The sequence below is a fragment of the Noviherbaspirillum malthae genome (assembly GCF_015352985.1).
GTDB lineage: Bacteria > Pseudomonadota > Gammaproteobacteria > Burkholderiales > Burkholderiaceae_D > Noviherbaspirillum > Noviherbaspirillum malthae.
In genome coordinates this window covers 143,373-158,329 of sequence record NZ_JACYXF010000010.1, presented here as the reverse complement: position 1 = coordinate 158,329, position 14,957 = coordinate 143,373, and the positions used below count along the sequence as shown (strand labels likewise).

Genomic DNA, 14,957 nt, shown 5'->3' with positions numbered 1-14,957 from the left:
AAACTCTGTTGGACGGAAAGGAGGCATGGCGCGATAAAATCACCGCATTGAATAGCTGAACTTGACCTGACAATCGCCAGTATCAAACCGGGCAACTGTCAGATCAGATCGCGACTACTGCACCTAACCCCCCACCTCGCCGCTTGCAGGCGGCTCCGACTCCGCAGGCGCAACGCAGTGCATTGCGAAACCCCTGCTACGTCCACCTCGCCGCTTGCAGGCGGCTCCGACTCCGCAGGCGCAACGCATGCGTTGCCAAACCCCTGCTACGTCCACCTCGCCGCTTGTAAGCGCCTCCGACTTCGCAGGCGCAACGCAGTGCGTTGCGAAACCCCTGCTACGTCCACCTCGCCGGCCGCCGTTGAGGGGGAAAGAGCACGCAAGGGCTCTGGCACGCTTATGCAAGATTTTCCCTAACGGCACTAGCAAGTCACCTGCTGTTTTTGCATCACTTCCCTGTCGCCTCGCTGCCCGATTCCATGCAGCCTTTTACCCTTACGGGCCCGCATACTGCACAACACAAATACATCACGCCCCGCCATCCGCTGGTACAAATTCTGCTACCGGCAGTTCCTTGCAAAGCCCCTCCGCTACCCACCAGACAAGGACATCCCCGATGGCATCCAGGCTCCCCGACAGCACCCTCGACCAGATCTTCCGCAACGCCCGCACCTTCAACCGCTTCCACACAGACCCCGTCAGTGACGACGTCATTCACGCGCTGTACGAACTGCTCAAGTGGGGACCGACCGCATTCAACGCTCAGCCCGCCCGCTATGTCTTCCTGCGCACCGCCGAAGCAAAGTCGCGGCTAGCCCCGGCACTGTCCTCGGGCAACCGCGACAAGACCCTTGCCGCGCCGGCCGTCGTGCTCATCGCCTACGACACCGGTTTTCACGAACACCTGCCGGCACAATTCCCGAGCTACGATGCCAAGCCCCTGTTCGACGGCAATCCCGGGCTGATCGACCCGACGGCCGTGCGCAACGGTTCGCTGCAGGGCGCCTATCTCATCCTTGCCGCGCGTGCGCTCGGCCTCGATGTCGGCCCCATGTCCGGCTTCAACCCCGACGCCGTGAATAGCGAATTCTTTCCGGACGGCCGCTACCGCATCAATTTCATTGCCAACCTCGGCTACGGTGATCCGGAATCAGTGCATCCGCGCGGACCGCGCCTGGGCTTCGACCAGGCCGTGCAGCTGCTGTGAGCCGGCGGCATGTCTTCGACCGCTTCTGAAAACTTCGTCGCTCCGCCGGCCCGGCGCTTCCTGGTCGGCTTCATGGCGCTGGGCATCCTTGCCGGCACATCGAACGGCATCGCCAAGGTTGTGCTGCCGCTGTACGCGGCGGCGCTGCATGCGTCGCCATGGCAGATCGGCCTGGTCGGCGGTCTGCAGTTTGCAGGCATGCTGCTGCTGTCATTGCCCCTCGGCGCGATGATCGACCGCCATGGCAGCCGCCCGCTGTTTCGCATCGGCTGCATCGGCGGCGTTCTGCTCTTCCTCTTCTTTCTCAGCCGCGCAAGCACGCCGGCACAACTGATTGCGGGCGTCATCATCTTCGGATTGCTCAATCCCTTCCGCATGGTCACTACGCAGACCGAGTTTCTTCACCTTCTGCCCTTGCTTGGTCCTGGCAAGGCGGGATGGCAGCGGGCCTCGCATACCTTCGGCATGTTCTTCGCCGGACCCATGCTGGGCGCATGGGTGCTCGAGCGGATGGGTTTTTCCGACACGTTCCGGCTGGTGGCAGCGGGCTTGTTCGTGACGCTGCTGATCGGCGACCGCGTTCTTTCCTCGGCGCCGCCCGGCAAGGGGGCGGACGCGACACCGTTACGGCAGCGCCTGCGGGACCAGTTCACAGTGGTGGCGAAGCGCGCCGAGCTGCGGCGCACCATGCTCATCGAATTCCTGGGGCAGGTCGCGATGTCCTATTTCACCGTTTTCGTGATCTTCGTCGCCATCCGCCGCTTCGGCATGAGCGCACAGCAGGCGGCGGGTCTGGTGACGGTACAGGGTGCCGCATTCGTCCTGACGCTTCTGGCGGCTGGGCAATGGCTGGCGGCATGGCGCGAGCCGGTCCGCTATTGCGCCGCCTTCGGCGTACTGCTTGCGGCGGAGATCCTCCTATGGCAGCCGGCTGCTCCGGCGGTACTCTGGGCAAGCGCCATGCTGCTCGGGCTGGGCCTCGGCATGCAGCACCTGACCAGCGTCGGCCGCTTTGCCGCGCTTGCGCAGGAACTGGGACGAGGGCGTATCGGCGGCCTGTTCTCGCTGGCGGGCCCGGCGGGCGGACTGGTCGGCGCAGTGCTTGGCGGGGTCCTGAGCCAGCATTTCGGCATGCTGGCCGGTTTCCGTGTGCTGGCCGTCCTATTTCTGCTGCAGCTTTTGTGGGAGAGCTACGGACTCTTGATCCGTACGTCAGTCGCGGCAGATTTTCATGATGCCTTTCCCGATCAAGACTGAACGCCTGCCTGATTTGATGCAGGCGTGGTGCAGAAATCGCAGCTGATGCACCAATCGCAGCAGCAGCTTGCGCGTTTTCACTGGTTTTCCGTTCATTTGCTTGGCACGCGGCATGCATAAGATGCCGCACGTTAAACAACAAGGAACATCATGAAGCAGGAAAGACGCGCGGCGATCAGGACATTGGCATCCCTTGCGGCAGGCATTGCGCTTGCCGGTTACGGAAGCCTTGCCATGGCGGCTACGCCCGAAGTCATCCGCATCGGCGTGGCCCAGCCGGCAACAGGCAATCCGCCTGCCTTCGCCAATTCGTCGATGGCGATTGCGCATTCCAAGCGTGCGCTGGAAGAGGAGTTCGCCGCCGACAACGTCAAGGTCGAGTGGTATTTCTTCAAGGGCGCAGGGCCGGCGGTCAACGAAGCGCTGAGCAACAAGCAGCTCGATTTCGCCTTCCAGGGCGACCTGCCTTCCATCATCGGCCGTGCCGCCGGCCTGAAGACGAAACTGATCTTTGCCACCGGGGTACGCGGCAACATCTACCTTGCGACGCCGCCCGACTCGGCTATCCGCACCATCAAGGACTTGCGCGGCAAGCGTGTGGCCATCTTCAAGGGCACGAACGCCCAGCTGCCGATCGACCGGCTGCTGGCAGCGCACGGCCTGACCGAGCGCGATCTCAGGGTGGTCAATCTCGATACCGCCACTGCCCAGGCGGCCTTGACTACCAAGGATGTGGACGCCGTCTTCGGCAGCTATGAGCTGCTCAAGCTGCGCGACAAGGGCGCTGCCCGGATTGCCTATACCAGCAAGGGCGATTCGCCGATCTTCACGCGCCAGGGGCATGTGCTGGTGACGGAGGAGTTCGCCGCAAAATATCCTGCGCACACGCTGCGCTTCGTCAAGGCGGCATTGAAGGTTGCACGCTGGAGTTCGGAGGAAGCCAATCGCGATGAAGTCTTCCGCACCTGGGCGCGTGCCAACACTGCGAGTTTCGAGCACTGGAAGGAAGACTACGACGGCCAGCCCCTGCGCGTGCGGCTGAGCCCATTGTTCGATCCTTTCCTCACCCAGCGCTACAAGGATGCGGTCGAACATGCCTACGAGTTCAAGCTCATCCGCAGCAAGTTCGACGTCGACAAGTGGATCGACCGCAGCTTCCTGAACGCGGCGCTGAAGGAACTGAAACTGGAAACCTACTGGCCGGTGCACCAGGCCGACGGCGTGCATTGAGCATGAATGATCCGCGCGTCGACCGCGCGGATTGCCTGCCGGGCGGAGTTCGCATACCATGCGGCCTTGCCGGAACGGGTGCGGATGCCAGGTCGCATGCCAATGCGACAATCGTACCCATACAACACCAAGCTGCTTTGCCGGTGACAGCGGCAGCCAAAAGGCACTATAGTTTTGACGAGAACGGTGAGTGGCAATAACGATGACGATAGCGATCAGAACAGCGGTACCCGACGATGCCAAGGATGCATGCGACCTGCTCAGGCGGTCGATCTCGGAATGTTGCGAAGATGATCACCGCCATGACGCCGAAGTCCTCGCTGCCTGGCTGGGCAACAAGACGCCCGACAACGTGCGCTGCTGGTTCGGCGCGCCGGCCAATCATTGCCTGGTTGCGATTGTCGATGACAAAGTGGCCGGCGTGGCGATCATGACCCGGCAGGGCAAGATTGTCCTGTTTTATGTCGCGCCCGAAATGCGATTCATCGGCGCCGGCAAGGCCATGCTGCAGGCGCTCGAATCACAGGCCAAGGCTTGGGGATTGGCGTGCCTGCAGGTGCACAGCACCCTGACCGCGCGCTGCTTCTATGCGCGCAACGGCTATATCGAAGGCGGTGCGGCCAAGACATCCTATGGCGCCGAGGGCATTTACTTCTCCAAGCGCCTCGTGGCCAGCTATCCGCAAAAGCCCGCCTGCCGCTGCAGCCTTGCTGCAGGCTGACCCGCTGCGGCTTCACTCTTGCAATTTCCAAAATCCTGTACTACGGGCACGGCAATGTGCCCGTAAGTTCCAAAACAACGCTCAGGGCGCCGGATTCGGGTGCCTGACATGAATGGCATCGATCTCGGCGAGGATTTTCTCGTTCAGGGTCAGATGAATGCTGCGCAGGTTGCTCTTCAACTGATCCAGCGTGGTGGCACCGATGATATTGCTGGTCAGGAAAGGCCGGCTGTTGACATAGGCCAGCGCCAGGTGCGAAGGATCGATGCTGTGCTTGCGTGCCAGCGCCACATATTCCTGCGCGGCTTTCTCGGCCTGCGGATTGTTGTAGCGGACGAAGCGCTCATACAGCGAGAGCCGCGCGCCGGCCGGACGGGCGCCATGCAGGTACTTGCCGGTCAGGACACCGAAGGCGAGCGGCGAATAGGCAAGCAGACCGACCTGCTCGCGGAAGGCGAATTCCGACAGGCCGATTTCGAAGGTGCGGTTGAGCAGATTGTAAGGGTTCTGGATGGTCACGATGCGGGGCAGATCTAGCTTCTCCGCCGCCTTCAGGAATTGGGCCACGCCCCAGGGCGTTTCATTGGATACGCCGATATGGCGGATCTTGCCTTCCTTGACGAACTCGCCGAGTACCGACAGGGTTTCCTCGATCGGAATCGTGTGTTCCTCGATATGCGTGTAATTGAGCCGGCCGAAACAGTTGACCGTGCGGTCGGGCCAGTGCAGCTGATACAGGTCGATGTAGTCGGTCTGCAGCCGCTGCAGGCTGCCGTGCAAGGCTTCGCTCAGGCTCTTGCGGTCGAAGTGTGTTTCGCCGCCGCGCACATGACGGGGCTGGTGCGGCAGTCGTGCGGGGCCTGCGGCCTTGGTGGCGATGACGAGCTTGTCGCGCCGGCCGGATGCCTTCAGCCACGAACCGAGATAGCGCTCGGTCAGACCCTGGGTTTCCGGTTTCGGCGGCACCGGATACATTTCAGCTGCATCGATCAGGTTGACGCCGTGATCGATGGCGAGGTCCAGCTGCGCATGGGCATCGGCCTCCGTATTCTGCTCGCCCCAGGTCATGGTGCCGAGCGCAATGGTGCTGACCTTGATGCCGGAATTGCCAAGTTGACGGTACTGCATTCTGGGTTGTCCTTTCTGTCATGCTGTCATGCGGGGAATGTCACCAATGACTGAACGCATGGGTGGCTGCGGGTGTTGTCATTCTTGACAGCCAGAGAATAACGACAGGCGCGGGCAGGGGGAACGAATAAGTTCGGATAAAGATATGCAGGGGTAGGGTGAGTTCCCAACTACAGCCAATATCGATTCAATGATGGCGGATGAAGCATTCTCGCATCGCTTCTACCTGTTCCCGCGAAATCCGGTGCCCGCCTGCCGCCGACCTGGCCAGCCACATCAAGCCGAGATTTTCATCCCGGTCGACGCCGTTGCCTTCCAGATAACAGCGGGCCAGCCAGTGCATCGCTTCCGGGCATTCCTGCTTCGCCGCCAATTCCAGCCAATACAGGGCACCCTGCGGTTTCCGGTGAGCCAGCAGGATCAGGGCAAGATCATTCTGGGCGCTGGCGTTGCCCGAATCCGCTTCCTTGACGAGTTGCACTTCCTCGCCTGTCAACGGCACAACAAGCTGCGGACTGATGGCCTCGAAGGGAATGAGGGTTTTATAGGAAGAGCCGCCTTCATCCGCCACACGGGGAAGGCTGCCATCGGCAATGCGCCTGCGTAGCGTCCGCTCGCTCTGATCGGTTAAGGCAATCACCGCGTTAAGGCTGATAGCAAACATCTAATTTCCTATGGGTTCTGGCAGGAAAGAGTTCGTGCCAAGCTTTTTGGCAGACTTTTTTGACCGGCAAAATCGGCACTTGGCAGCATCAAATCACAGGCATTGTGAAAAATCAAAGAAAAATCTCACAAATTGTTACTGGCACGCAAGCTGCTAATAGGAAATCAGCGCGGTAGAGACCGCCGAATTGATTAACCAAGGGAGAATCCTATGAAACTGCAACAGTTCAAACCGGCACAGATGAAGGCAAACGTACAGAAGGGTTTCACCCTGATTGAATTGATGATCGTTGTGGCGATCATTGGTATTTTGGCGGCGGTGGCGTTGCCAGCATATCAAGACTACACCGTCAAAGCTAAAGTACAAGAGGCTGTAAGTCTCTCATCACCGCATCGGACATCAATGGGCGTTGCTTGCAGTGAAGGCAATCTGTTTCCTGCTGGTGCAAGTACCACTAACACAGCGCTTGGCTTGGAAGCTGCTACATCCTATGCAGGAACGTACACTAAATCTGTTACTGCAGCGTCAACTTCTGCAACTTCCGGCACGGTTACTATTGCCATGAAAGCGGTCGGATCTGCTATCGCTGAAGATGCGACAATTATTTATACTGCGACTTGCGGTGCTGCTGGAACAACTTGGGCAATTACAGGAACAGTTGCTGAAAAATATCGTCCGAAAAGCTAATACGTAAAATGTAGTCCTGAAAGACTATTTGATATAAAAGCCCATTACCTTCTGATAATGGGCTTTTTTTTGCAAGCTTAAAGATATTGGTATTTGTGTCTGGGTACGTTCTGAGATTTAAGCACTATGTCACTTGGAAAGAAGCCATATTTTTCCTTGATATCTATAAAACTCATAAAGACCCTCAAAACTATTCGTTCTAATTCCATAAGCGTTTCTTTAACCTGTCGACATTGCAATCGAACCATGTCCAGGGAGACTAGAAATGCTGCTCAAGAAACTTATTCCTTCCGTTCTCGCACTTGCGCTCGCCGCTCCGGCTGCCTGGGCCGCGAATGTCAACCTCCTCAACGTTTCCTACGATCCGACGCGCGAGCTTTACCAGGACGTCAACAAGGAATTCGCCAAGCAATGGAAGGCAACGAGCGGCGACAACCTCACCATCAAGCAATCCCACGGCGGCTCCGGCAAGCAGGCGCGTTCCGTGATCGATGGCCTGGATGCCGACGTCGTTACCCTGGCGCTGGCCTACGACATCGATGAAATCGCCGACAAGGGCCTGCTGGCGAAAGACTGGCAGAAGCGTCTGCCGCACAACAGCTCGCCGTACACCTCGACTATCGTCTTCCTCGTCCGCAAGGGCAATCCGAAAGGCATCAAGGACTGGGCCGACCTGGTGAAGCCGGGCGTTTCCGTCATCACGCCGAATCCCAAGACCTCCGGCGGTGCGCGCTGGAATTACCTCGCCGCGTGGGGCTATGCGCTGAAGCAGCCCAACGGCAGCGACGCGACGGCCAAGGAGTTCGTTGGCCGCCTGTTCAAGAACGTGCCGGTGCTGGATTCCGGCGCCCGCGGTGCGACCACTACCTTCGTCGAGCGCGGCATCGGCGACGTGCTGATCGCCTGGGAAAACGAAGCCATCCTCGCCATCAAGGAACTCGGCCCGGACAAGTTTGAAGTGGTGGCGCCTCAGCAGAGCATCCTGGCCGAGCCGCCGGTTGCGGTGGTGGACAAGGTCGTCGACAAGCGCGGCACGCGCAAGGCGGCGGAGGCCTACCTGCAGTTCCTGTACACCGATGCAGGCCAGGAGATCGCAGCGCAGAATTACTACCGCCCCATCTCCGACAAGGTCGGCAAGAAATATGAAGCGCAGTTCCCGAAGGTGAAGCTGTTCACCATCGATGAAGTGTTCGGCGGCTGGACCAAGGCTCAGAAGGCGCACTTCGCCGACGGCGGTTCCTTCGACCAGATCTATCAACCTGGCCGCAAGTAAGCGACGCTGAAATCGATCGGGAATCAACATGAGCATTCTCCTGCTAGCCGGCAGTCCGTCGCTGTCGTCCCGCTCCACGCGCCTGCTGCATCATGTCGGCGAAAGGCTGGCGACGCTCGGCCATCGCTACAGCAAGCTGCATGTGCTTGACCTGCCGGCGCAGGCCCTGCTGCAAGCCGATTTCAACAACGCCGACATCAAGCTGGCGCAGCAGCAGGTCAGGGACGCCGAGGCGGTGGTGATTTCCACGCCGGTGTACAAGGCGGCTTACAGCGGCGTCCTGAAGGCCTTCCTGGATCTGCTGCCGCAGGATGGCCTGGCCGGCAAGCTGGTATTGCCGCTAGCGACCGGCGGCAGTCAGTCGCACATGCTGGCGCTCGACTATGCGTTGCGGCCGGTGCTGTCGGCGCTCGGTGCCAAGCATGTCCTGCCCAGCATTTATGCGACCGAAGCCCAGATCGTCTGGGATGCGGAGAAAGGGCTCGCGATCGAATCCGGGATCGCCCAGCGCGTCACCGAAGGCGTAGAGCATCTTTCCGCCAATCTGCACACCCTGCGCAGGGCAAGCGTTTCCTCTTCGACCGAATTCACTCCGGTGCCTTTCGCTCAGGTGCGATGTAGCGTCTGATGTCCCGCGGCCGCCCGGAAGCGGCCGCCGCGGCTGACGCAGCCTGATTATCCCCATTCCATCAAGCCGGTTCATTCCGGCGAGACACCGCTCGAGAGGGCGGCGGGGAATCCTTTACCCGAAACATCTCAAGCACGGCAATAGTGCCATTTGCACAGTCAGCACAGGCAGCACAGGCAGCACAGTCAGCACAGTCAGCACAGTCAGCACAGTCAGCACAGTCAGCACCAATAACACCAAGAACATGCGAGCAAGAAAGGAATCTGCAATGAACGTCAATGACAAACGCCTTGCCAAGCGGCGCACGCTCGGCCTCCTGTCCGCTGCAGCAGTCGGCGCAGTCGCTTCATCGCTGCCGGCGTGGGCGCTGGCGCAGAACAAGTCGACGCTGCGCATCGGCTACCAGAAGTACGGCACCCTGACCATTCTCAAGGCGCGCGGCACGCTGGAAAAGCGGCTTGCGGCGCAGGGCGTCGAAGTCAAGTGGACGGAGTTTCCGGCCGGGCCGGTGCTGCTTGAAGGTTTGAACGTGGGCAGCATCGATTTCGGCACCGTCGGCGAAGCGCCGCCGATCTTCGCCCAGGCCGCCGGCGCAAACCTGGTGTATGTCGCCAACGAACCGCCCGCGCCGCTGTCGGAAGCCATCGTCGTGCCGAAGACTTCCACGCTGAAAACCGTGGCTGACCTGAAGGGCAAGAAGGTTGCGCTCAACAAGGGCTCGAATGTGCACTACCTGCTGGTCAAGGCACTGGAAAAGGCCGGCCTCGACTACAAGGATGTGCAAGTGGTCTATCTGCCGCCGTCCGATGCGCGCGCCGCCTTTGAGCGCGGCAGCGTGGACGCCTGGGTCATCTGGGACCCCTTCCTCGCCGCAGCGGAAAAACAGCTCGGCGCGCGCATTCTTGCGGACGGCAAGGGCCTGGTTGCGAATCACCAGTTCTTCCTGGCGTCGCGCCCCTATGCGGAAAAGAACACCGACATCATCCGCATCGTGCTTGATGAACTGGTCAAGGTGGATGAATGGAGCGCAAAGAACATCAAGGAAGTCGCTTCCATTCTGTCGTCGCAGGTCGGCCTGCCGGCCGAGGTGGTGGAACTGGCCGCCAACCGCTACAGCTACGGCGTTGCGCCGGTCAGCGATGCGGTGCTGGCCGAGCAGCAGAAGATCGCCGATGTGTTCGCCGATCTCAAGCTCATCCCCAAGAAAATCAACGTCAAGGATGCCGCACCCGCGGTCAAGCTCTGATCCTGCGGCGGCGCTATGCATTGCATCGCCGCCCGTGCATAACAAGACAAGGAGTACAGCATGAGTCTCAATGTTTTCTGGTTCCTGCCCACGCATGGCGACAGCCGCTACCTGGGCACCACAAAAGGAGCGCGCTCGGTCAATTACGACTATCTCAAGCAGATCGCCGTGGCCGCCGACACCAATGGTTACGACGGCGTGCTGATCCCCACCGGCCGCTCCTGCGAAGATCCCTGGGTAGTCGCATCCAGTCTCATCGGCGCCACCAGGAATCTCAAGTTCCTGGTGGCGATCCGACCGGGTCTGAGCACGCCGGGCCTGGCCGTACGCACCGCCGCTACCTTTGATCGTCTTTCCAATGGCCGCCTGCTGGTCAATGTCGTCACCGGCGGCGATCAGGGCGAACTGGAAGCGGACGGACTGTTCGCGGACCATGAAACACGCTACGAGATCTCGTCCGAATTCCTGCGCGTCTGGCGCGCGGCATTGTCGGGTGAGGGCGGCGCTAGCGGCTTCGACTACGACGGCAAGCACATCAAGGTGAAGGGTGCGAAGACCATGTTCCCGCCGGTGCAGAAGCCTTACCCGCCGCTGTACTTCGGCGGCTCGTCGGAAGCCGCGCATGATCTCGCGGCGGAGCAGGTCGATGTCTATCTCACCTGGGGCGAACCGCCGGCAGCAGTGGCGGAAAAGCTTGCAGACATCCGCGCGCGCGCCGCCAAGCACGGCCGCACCGTACGCTTTGGTATCCGACTGCATGTGATCGTTCGCGAGACGAATGAAGCGGCGTGGAAGGCAGCTGATGAACTGATCGGCCATCTCGACGACGAGGTGATCGCCAAGGCGCAGGCGGCATTCGCCAAGATGGACTCCGTCGGCCAGAAGCGCATGGCGGCGCTGCATGGCGGCCGCCGCGACAAGCTGGAAGTGTCGCCCAACCTGTGGGCAGGCGTCGGACTGGTGCGCGGCGGTGCCGGCACCGCGCTGGTCGGCGATCCGGAGACCGTGGCTGCGCGCATGAAGGAATATGCGGATCTCGGGATCGAGACCTTCATCCTGTCGGGTTATCCGCATCTCGAAGAGTCTTACCGATTTGCGGAACTGGTGTTTCCGCTGATCGGCAAGTCACGGGCAGCGCAGCAGGAAGGTTCACTCACCGGACCGTTCGGCGAGATGGTTGCGAGCGACATTTTGCCAAAGGTATCTCAGAGTTAAGAACGCACTAAAGCTTTTACTCCCTTCTCCCGCAGGCGGGGCAGAGGCAGGGTTTCGCAAACCATGGTTTGCGCTGCCGGAGCCGCCTTGGCTTGCAAGCCAAGGCGTGGGGCGCGGAGCGAGGGTTGGGGATGAGGGAGCTCGCAAGAGAGGCGCTGTCAACTGATATTTGAGATCCCAGCCTTCAACGGGCAGCATGAAAGCACCCATAGCGATAAGAAAGACCACCATGCACGTCACCACAGCAGATTTCGAAGCTCTCACCCCGCCCGCCAGGGCGCAGCGCAAACCCGCCTGGCACCGCATCGCCCTGGGCAAGCTGTCGCCCTGGATCGTACCGGTCGTCCTGGTCGCGGTATGGCAGATTTCCGCCCAGCTCGGCTGGCTGTCCAGCCGCATCCTGCCGGAACCGTTCGCGGTGCTCAAGTCGGCATGGACATTGACGGCCTCCGGCGAACTCTGGCTGCATGTGAAGACCAGTGCCTGGCGCGCGCTGTCGGCTTTCGCGGTGGGCGGCGGCCTCGGCCTTCTGCTCGGGCTGCTGACAGGCACGTTCAAGCAGGCCGAAACCCTGCTCGACACGACGATACAGATGATCCGCAACATTCCGGCGCTGGCGCTGATTCCGCTGGTGATCCTGTGGTTCGGCATCGACGAAACCGCGAAGCTCTTCCTGGTCTCGATCGGCGTGTTCTTCCCGGTCTATCTGAATACCTTTCACGGCATCCGCTCGGTGGACAAGGGCTTGATCGAGATGGCGCGCAGCTACGGCCTGTCGGGCTGGGCGCTGTACCGCGACGTGATCCTGCCGGGCGCACTGCCGTCGATTCTCGTCGGCGTACGTTTCTCGCTCGGCCTGGTATGGGTGCTGCTGATCGTCTCGGAGACCATCTCGGCGCAGTCCGGCATCGGCTACATGACCATGAATGCCCGTGAATTCCTGCAGACCGATGTCGTGCTGGTCGGCATCCTGCTGTACGCATTGCTGGGCAAGCTCGCCGATGTGCTGGCGCGCATGGTGGAAAGCTACGCGCTGCGCTGGCATCCCGGATATCAGTAGGCAAGCGAACATTTCAAACAAAACTCGGCGCAAGGCAAACATCATGCTCAACGACAGGAACGAACACCGCGAAGTACAAACCACTGCAGGCGAGACGGGCAGGATAGGCGTGCGCGTCGGCGTGCAGGACGTATGGAAATCCTACAGCGGCCGCGACGTGCTCAAGGCGGTGGACCTGCACATCGAATCGGGCGAATTCGTTGCCGTGGTCGGACGCAGCGGCTGCGGCAAGAGCACCCTGCTGCGTCTGGTTGCCGGGCTGGAATCGTCGGACGGCGGCGAGATCCGTTTCAGCGGCAAGGACGGCGTTTCACGCAAGGCCGATACGCGCATCATGTTCCAGGATTCCCGCCTGCTGCCTTGGAAGCGCGTGCTCGACAATGTCGCCCTCGGCTTGGCCGGCGGCGTCGCGAAGGCGGAGCAGGTGTTGCAGAACGTCGGCCTGAAGGAACGCGGCCGCGAATGGCCGGCGGTGCTGTCCGGCGGCCAGCGTCAGCGTGTTGCGCTGGCGCGTGCTCTGGTGCATGACCCGGAACTATTGCTGCTCGACGAGCCGCTGGGCGCACTCGATGCGCTGACCCGCATCGAAATGCAGCAGCTCATCGAATCGCTCTGGCAGCAGCGCGGTTTCACGGCGGTGCTGGTGACGCACGACGTGCAGGAAGCCATTGCGCTTGCCGACCGGGTGGTGCTGATCGAGGACGGCCGCATCACGCTCGACGAGCGCATCACGCTGCCCCGGCCGCGTGCGAGGGGACATGCCGCGTTCGCGCAGCTGGAAGAATTCATCCTGTCTCGCGTATTGAAGCATCCCGCATCGCGGCCCGACGGCGCGCTGGGCGACGTGTCGCTGCACAAGACCGTCAACCAGGTCGCCTGGGCCGTTTAACGCCCGATGGAGGCGTAAACCTCCAGTTTGATCACACAGTTTTGCAGGCATCTTTTCATCACCGCTCACCCTAAGGAGAAACCATGAGCATCCAGGCAATCAATGTACGCAACCAGTTCCGCGGCAAGGTCAAGGCCATCATCGACGGACCGGTCGTTTCCGAAGTCGATGTCGAGACACCGGCGGGCATCGTCACTTCCGTGATCACCACGCGCTCGGTGCGCGATCTCGGCCTGGCTCCCGGCGTGGAAGTCGTTGCGCTGGTCAAGGCCACCGAAGTATCGATCGCCAAGCTGTAAGCTTATCGAGGCCTGCGCGTGCATGCGCGGCGCGACGCCGCCTGGTCCTTTTCCTGCGCTCGGCAGGAAGGAGCATCGGGAAGCGGCGCCGACATGCCGGCGGCTTCGCATCGCATTTGGCCAGCAAAGGAATTCTCCATGCCTTACCCCGGACTGGAACATTATTTATCGAAGCTTCATGGTAATAGCCAGGCGGGCATGCAGGTCTGGCTGGATGACGAGGGCAGGGCCCAGGGGCGTTATTTCAGCTCCACCCTGACCAGCGCCTTCCAGCCGATACGCAGGCTGGATTCCGGCACCGTCGTCGGCTACGAGGGATTTGCCCGCAGCTACTCGGAAACCGACCAGGGCCTCTGCCTGTGGAAGCTTCTCGATCATGCGGCCAACGACGACGAGTCGGTCGAACTCGACCGCCTGTGCCGCATGCTTCACTCCATCAATTTCTTCCGGCAGCCGGCGGCGGAAGGCCGCGACCTTTACCTCAGTGTGCATGCGCGCCTGCTCGCAGCGGTCGAGGGCAATCATGGCACGGCGTTCAGCCGCGTGCTGAAGGTGCTTGACCTGCCCAAGGAAAAAGTGGTCTTGCAGCTGCCGGCCATCGTCGAGCATCAGAGCTGGCTGCTCAATTACGTGGCCGACAACTACCGGCGCAACGGCTTTCGCATCGCGGTCAACGCTGTCGACGCCTACGATGCGCTGAGCCTGCTGGACAGGGTGCGGCCCGAGGTGATCAAGCTCGACGTGCGGCAGCTCTCGCAGGACATTCCGGTGCTACAGCTGCTGTCGCGCTGCGAGGAACGCGGCGTGCGCGTCATCTTCAAGCGCGCGGAGACCGGCGAGGCTCGCGAGGCCTTGCTGCGCATTGCTTCGCGCACCGGGTTGCCGATTCATGTGCAAGGGTTTCTATGGGATTTGCCGACTGCACTCCTGTCCGAAACGATGCCGCGTGTACAGGCAGTGGTGCCGCAGGAGGTTGCGGCGGCCGCAAGAAAAACCATTCGCAGCTGATTGCGCGGCGCAGAAGCGCGAACTGTACTGGACTCACGCCGCACGGCAAGTTTCGAAGCAGGCTCCAGGCAGTGGCTTTCCTGTGCCGGGATGATCAAGCAGGTACCTGCTGGCTTTCCTTTCGGAAGAAAGCACGGTTCCCCGAAGGCGCTTGATCCAGAACGGACCGAATCAGATGGAAGCGATATTGGCGACCGCAAGCGCCAGTGCGGCCACGACCACGACCGCGATGGCGGTACGCAGTACGATCGCTGTGATATCTCTAATTAGCATGTGATTAGACGTTAGTTGTTATAAGAAAGACAGTAGCAAAGTATTGCCTATGGTAAATAGCGAATACACCTACTTTTACACCCTGTTTCACCTTATTCCCGCCTTAAATTAACAAGACGCTTGAATTGCCAAGGCATGAGTCAGCAAACTCCTTACGCTTGATGAACTCAGA

15 protein-coding genes are annotated in these 14,957 nt (G+C 60.7%); 13 read left to right on the top strand and 2 right to left on the bottom strand.

The features are described 5' to 3' along the window. The first annotated feature begins 616 nt into the window (after nt 1-616). From IGW03_RS15540 to IGW03_RS15525, 4 genes are all read left to right on the top strand, one after another. The gene (locus tag IGW03_RS15540; protein ID WP_194723471.1) at nt 617-1,207 is read left to right on the top strand and encodes a malonic semialdehyde reductase; all 591 of its coding nucleotides are present in this window, start codon (nt 617-619) and stop codon (nt 1,205-1,207) included. A gap of 9 nt (nt 1,208-1,216) precedes the next feature. Further along, nucleotides 1,217-2,464 carry an MFS transporter gene (locus IGW03_RS15535; protein ID WP_194723470.1) on the top strand — a complete coding sequence of 416 codons (1,248 nt, stop codon included), beginning with the start codon at nt 1,217-1,219 and terminating at the stop codon, nt 2,462-2,464. 150 nt (nt 2,465-2,614) lie between these two features. Then, nucleotides 2,615-3,694 carry an ABC transporter substrate-binding protein gene (locus IGW03_RS15530; RefSeq protein WP_194723469.1) on the top strand — a complete coding sequence of 360 codons (1,080 nt, stop codon included), beginning with the start codon at nt 2,615-2,617 and terminating at the stop codon, nt 3,692-3,694. A gap of 202 nt (nt 3,695-3,896) precedes the next feature. Further along, nucleotides 3,897-4,415, top strand: a complete 519-nt coding sequence (locus IGW03_RS15525) for a GNAT family N-acetyltransferase (RefSeq protein ID WP_194723468.1) — start codon at nt 3,897-3,899, stop codon at nt 4,413-4,415. Nucleotides 4,416-4,496: 81 nt separating this feature from the next. Here IGW03_RS15525 and IGW03_RS15520 read toward each other — a convergent pair whose 3' ends face one another. Together IGW03_RS15520 and IGW03_RS15515 are read right to left on the bottom strand one after the other, a co-directional pair. After that, nucleotides 4,497-5,543, bottom strand: coding sequence for an NADP(H)-dependent aldo-keto reductase (locus tag IGW03_RS15520; RefSeq protein WP_194723467.1), 1,047 nt, complete (start codon nt 5,541-5,543; stop codon nt 4,497-4,499). Between the two features lie 187 nt (nt 5,544-5,730). Then, nucleotides 5,731-6,207, bottom strand: coding sequence for a tetratricopeptide repeat protein (locus IGW03_RS15515; protein ID WP_194723466.1), 477 nt, complete (start codon nt 6,205-6,207; stop codon nt 5,731-5,733). A 240-nt stretch (nt 6,208-6,447) separates the two neighbouring features. Here IGW03_RS15515 and IGW03_RS38680 point away from each other — a divergent pair, with 240 nt between their 5' ends. From IGW03_RS38680 to IGW03_RS15470, 9 genes are all read left to right on the top strand, one after another. Further along, nucleotides 6,448-6,894 carry a pilin gene (locus IGW03_RS38680; RefSeq protein ID WP_194723485.1) on the top strand — a complete coding sequence of 149 codons (447 nt, stop codon included), beginning with the start codon at nt 6,448-6,450 and terminating at the stop codon, nt 6,892-6,894. Nucleotides 6,895-7,159: 265 nt separating this feature from the next. Further along, on the top strand, nt 7,160-8,167 hold the full coding sequence (locus IGW03_RS15505; RefSeq protein ID WP_194723465.1) for a sulfate ABC transporter substrate-binding protein: 1,008 nt from the start codon (nt 7,160-7,162) through the stop codon (nt 8,165-8,167). A 28-nt stretch (nt 8,168-8,195) separates the two neighbouring features. Next, the gene (gene ssuE / locus IGW03_RS15500) at nt 8,196-8,795 is read left to right on the top strand and encodes an NADPH-dependent FMN reductase (RefSeq protein ID WP_194723464.1); all 600 of its coding nucleotides are present in this window, start codon (nt 8,196-8,198) and stop codon (nt 8,793-8,795) included. A 268-nt stretch (nt 8,796-9,063) separates the two neighbouring features. Further along, nucleotides 9,064-10,041: a sulfonate ABC transporter substrate-binding protein gene (locus IGW03_RS15495; protein ID WP_194723463.1), complete on the top strand. Its 978-nt coding sequence runs from the start codon at nt 9,064-9,066 to the stop codon at nt 10,039-10,041. Nucleotides 10,042-10,101: 60 nt separating this feature from the next. Beyond that, nucleotides 10,102-11,256 (top strand): FMNH2-dependent alkanesulfonate monooxygenase, encoded by a 1,155-nt coding sequence (gene ssuD / locus IGW03_RS15490; protein ID WP_194723462.1) that lies wholly within the window; start codon nt 10,102-10,104, stop codon nt 11,254-11,256. 229 nt (nt 11,257-11,485) lie between these two features. Then, a complete protein-coding gene (gene ssuC, locus IGW03_RS15485; RefSeq protein WP_194723461.1) occupies nt 11,486-12,316 on the top strand; it encodes an aliphatic sulfonate ABC transporter permease SsuC in 831 nt (276 codons plus the stop codon). Nucleotides 12,317-12,359: 43 nt separating this feature from the next. Next, nucleotides 12,360-13,205 (top strand): ATP-binding cassette domain-containing protein, encoded by an 846-nt coding sequence (locus tag IGW03_RS15480; protein ID WP_194723460.1) that lies wholly within the window; start codon nt 12,360-12,362, stop codon nt 13,203-13,205. 83 nt (nt 13,206-13,288) lie between these two features. Next, entirely contained in the window at nt 13,289-13,504 is a 216-nt protein-coding gene (locus tag IGW03_RS15475) for a TOBE domain-containing protein (protein ID WP_057289462.1), read from the top strand. A 138-nt stretch (nt 13,505-13,642) separates the two neighbouring features. Beyond that, a complete protein-coding gene (locus IGW03_RS15470; protein WP_194723459.1) occupies nt 13,643-14,512 on the top strand; it encodes an EAL domain-containing protein in 870 nt (289 codons plus the stop codon). The last annotated feature ends 445 nt before the right edge of the window (nt 14,513-14,957 follow it).